At 65.3% G+C, this 3,861-nt stretch carries 4 protein-coding genes; all 4 read left to right on the top strand.

Annotation, left to right across the window (positions count from 1 at the left end; all coding sequences use genetic code 11):
• Positions 1 to 929, top strand: a 929-nt coding sequence (locus tag OXU42_01730; protein MDE0028109.1) for a hypothetical protein, incomplete at its 5' end; no start/stop codon positions are given.
• 108 nt (positions 930 to 1,037) lie between these two features.
• Positions 1,038 to 2,018, top strand: coding sequence for a TRAP transporter substrate-binding protein DctP (gene dctP / locus OXU42_01725; protein ID MDE0028108.1), 981 nt, complete (start codon positions 1,038 to 1,040; stop codon positions 2,016 to 2,018).
• A 132-nt stretch (positions 2,019 to 2,150) separates the two neighbouring features.
• Positions 2,151 to 2,681, top strand: coding sequence for a TRAP transporter small permease subunit (locus tag OXU42_01720; protein ID MDE0028107.1), 531 nt, complete (start codon positions 2,151 to 2,153; stop codon positions 2,679 to 2,681).
• Positions 2,682 to 2,714: 33 nt separating this feature from the next.
• The coding region (locus OXU42_01715) for a TRAP transporter large permease subunit (protein ID MDE0028106.1) at positions 2,715 to 3,861 on the top strand (1,147 nt) is incomplete at its 3' end.

Genomic DNA, 3,861 nt, shown 5'->3' with positions numbered 1-3,861 from the left:
ACAAGGTCCGGGTCCACGGCGACGTCATGCTCGTGAACAACGAACGCTACGGCGGCGTGGCCAGGAACGGCTTTGAGGGGGGACTCAAGATCTACGACGTGGCCGACAAGGCCAACCCCCGCGAGATCGGCTTCTACCGGGCCGGGGGCACCGGCGTGCACCGCTTCGACTTCGACGGCGACTACGCCTACTTCTCGCCGCAGGTGGAGGGCTACGTCGGCAACATCATGATGATCCTGGACCTGAAGGACCCGACCAGGCCCGAGGAAGTGGGGCGCTGGTGGATGCCCGGGCAGTGGACCGCGGGCGGCGAAACCCCGACGTGGAAAGGCGTCCGGCACCGCTGCCACCATCCGCTCCGGCTGGGCGACCGGCTCTATACCAGCTACTGGCACGGCGGCTTCGTGATTCTCGACATTTCGGACATGACCCGTCCGCAAAGGGTCGGCGGCCTCGACTGGAGCCCGCCCTACCCCTGCCCCACCCACACCGCCCTGCCGATCCCCCAGACCATCCAGGGGCGGCGACTGCTGGTGGTCACGGACGAGGAAGTGGTGGACCGGCTGACCCCGGCGCCCAACGCCTTCATGTGGATCGTCGACATCACCGAGGAGACCCAACCCGTGCCCATCGCCACCTTCCGGGTACCCAACGACGAGCCTTTCAATCCCGACGAATGGTTCGGCTCCCATCAACCGCAGGAGCAGGTCCAGGGCAACACGATCTTCGTCACCTGGTTCGCCGGCGGCCTCCGCGCCGTGGACATCAGCGACCCCTGGAGTCCGCGGGAGATCGGCTACTACATGCCGGAACCCGGCCAGGGGGAGTCCATCGTCCAGAGCAACGACATCTTTCTCGACCGGTCCAACGGCCGGCTGTACCTGCTGGATCGGCTGTGCGGGCTCGACGTTCTCGAGTTCACGGAGTAGCCGAGGTGCCCAACCGTCCTTGACATCCTCTCGTTTTAACGAGTAACGTCGGGGCGCTTTGGCCGGAACGTAACCGGCTGTTCAAGGACGCACCGAGGAGGTATCGCCATGAAACGTGCAAAGGTTTTCGTACCGGGCCTTATCCTGACCGTGTTGCTGGCGTTCTCGGGCTGGAACCCGGCCGCCGCCGACACCGTCACCTTGAAGCTGGCCACCTATGATCCGAAGACGGCCGTCACCCTGTCCGCCATACCCAAGTTCATCGAGCTGGTGGCGGAGAAGTCCAAGGGAAAGCTAAAGATCGACTGGATCGGCGGACCCGAAATCACGCCGGGAAGAAAGCAGCCCGCCGCGGTGCAAAAGGGCGTGCTGGACATGAGCGTGGCGTGGGCCTATGTGCTCCACGTCAAGGCGGCGCAGGTGATCCACCTCTCCCAGCTCACTCCGGCGGAGGAGCGCAAGAGCGGACTCTACGACTTCCTCGTGGCGGAGTTCGCGAAGGCCGGGTTCCGCTACCTGGGACGGACCTCCACGGCCACGCCTTACGTGCTGGTCAGCACCAAGAAGGCGGAGAAGCCGGAAGATCTGAAGGGCCTGGGATTCCGGACTTCCGGGATCTACGAGCCCATCATCGAACGGGCCGGCGGGCGCAAGGTGCGGGTCGCGAGTCCGGAAGTGTACTCGGCCCTTCAACGGGGCCTGATCGACGTGAGGCCGGCGCCCATGGCAACCGTCGTGGACGGGAAGCTCTACGAGGTGCTCAAGTACTGGGTGGGCCCGGGCTTCTTCACGGCCCAGAACACGGTGCTTTGCGTCAACCTCAAGAAGTTCAACAGCCTGCCCGCCGACCTGCAGAAAGCCCTGGTGGATGCCGCGGCGGAGACCGAGAAGGGCCTCGTCAGCCTCAAGAAAAAGGAGTTCGACGATGCCTGGCAGGTTGCCAAGAAGAACGGCATGGTGCGCATCGACTGGCCCAAGGACGTCAACGACGGCTTCTTCAACGACGTCATGACCAAGTCCTGGGCGCGGGTCGAGAAGAGCGTCGGCAAGGAACTCGTCGGCAAGATGCGGCCCTTGATGGGCCAGTGATCCTTTTCGGGGCGGACACCTGACAGGAGGGCAGCCCCTGCGCCGCCGACACGGGACGGACGGCCGCGGGGTCTGCCTTTCCTGTTTCCCGCTCACGCTTCAGATGTGCTCTCGGGGAGGGGTCAGGACGCGGTGAAGGTCTTCCTCACGAAACTCGGCGCCGCTTGGGACCGGTTCCTGGACGTTTCCATGCTGGTCTCCGCGGTGGCCGTGGTCCTGGCTTCCCTGCTCACCCTTTCCGACATCGCCAGCCGGCAGTTCTTCGCCTCGGCCCTGGGGTGGGCCATCGAGCTCGCCGAGTACTGTCTCCTCTACCTGGCGTTTTTCGGCGCGGCGTGGCTCTTGCGGGAGGACGGCCACGTCAAGGTGGAGGTGGTGGTGGAGGTGCTGAGCCGGAGGAACCAGGCGTTCCTGGGAATCGTGACCTCGGCCGTCGGCGTGCTTGTGACCGGGGTGCTGGCCTACTTCGCCACCACCACCACGGTCATGGAGTACATGGCCGGCACGAAGATGTACGAGAGCCCGCTCAAGCCGCCCCTGTATCCGCTCCTGATCCCCATCCCCATCGGCGCCGCATCGCTGTGCATCCAGTTCATGCGCCGGACCTGCGGCTACTACCGACGCTGGCAGGACGCCGGGACTTCATCGGAGGACCGGGGATGATCGCCCGGCTTCCGGCCAGGAACCCGTAACGCCATGGATTGGCCGCTCCTGCTGCTGACCTTCTTCTCGGTCATCGTCGTGCTGCTGATGACCGGCCTGCCCATCGCCTTCGTCTTCATGCTGGTGACCGCCGGCGGCGCGCTGACCCTTTGGGGCGGCGGCCCGGGCATGGAGTTGGTGGTGCTCAACATGCAGACCGCGCTGTCCACCTTCACGCTGCTGGCCATCGTGGAGTTCACGCTCATGGGCATGGTGATCTTCCACTCCGGCATGGGCAACACCATGCTCCGGGTGCTGGGCGACTGGCTCGGCAGCATTCCGGGACGGCTGTCGATCCTGGGGATCGCCTTCGCCACGCTGTTCGCCACCATGAGCGGCTCGTCCCTGGCCAGCTCCACGGTGATGGCCACCGTGCTGACCCCCGAGATGGAGAAGCAGGGCTACAAGAAGCCCATGAGCCTGGGTCCCATCCTGGGCGGCGGCGGCCTCGCCATGATGATCCCGCCCAGCGGGCTCGCCATCATCCTCGCGGCCATCGCCAAGATATCCGTGGCCAAGATACTCATCGGCGGGGCGATTCCCGGGCTCATGCTTGCAGCGCTCTACATGATCTACATCGTCACCCGGGCGGCCATCCAGAAGGATCTCGCTCCCGCGTACGCAGTGGAGCGGCCGCCCTTGGGGCAGCGCGTGTACGAGACCCTGGTGTACGTCGTGCCCCTGGGCCTCATCGTCTTCCTCACCCTGGGCCTCATCTTCCTCGGGGTGGCGACGCCGTCCCAGTCCGCGGTCACCGGTGCCCTGGGGGCGTTCATCCTGGCCGGCGTCTACGGCAAGCTCGACCGGAACCTCGTGCTGGTGTCGCTGCGCGGCACCGTGCGGGTGTCCACCATGATCCTGATGATCTTCGCCTCCTCGGCCACCTTCAGCCAGATCATGGCGTTCGCCGGCATCACCCGGGGCATCAGCGGCTTCGTCGCCGGACTCGACGTGGCGCCCATCCTGATCATCATCGGCATGATGATCGTGGTGCTCATCCTGGGCATGATCATGGAAGTGGTGACCATCTTCATGGTCACCGTCCCGATCTTCCTGCCCGTGGTGATAGCCCTGGGCTACGACCCCGTGTGGTTCGGGCTGCTGATGCTGCTCAACGCCGAGATGGCCCTGACCTCGCCGC

The organism is Deltaproteobacteria bacterium, from assembly GCA_028818775.1.
GTDB lineage: Bacteria > Desulfobacterota > Binatia > UBA9968 > JAJDTQ01 > JAJDTQ01.
Note: the sequence above shows the minus strand (reverse complement) of the source record. Positions and strands in the feature narration are given on the sequence as shown.

Coding starts and splice junctions, on each gene's coding strand:
- dctP (MDE0028108.1), top strand. CDS start 1,038: ATGAAACGTGCAAAGGTTTTCGTACCGGGCCTTATCCTGACCGTGTTG.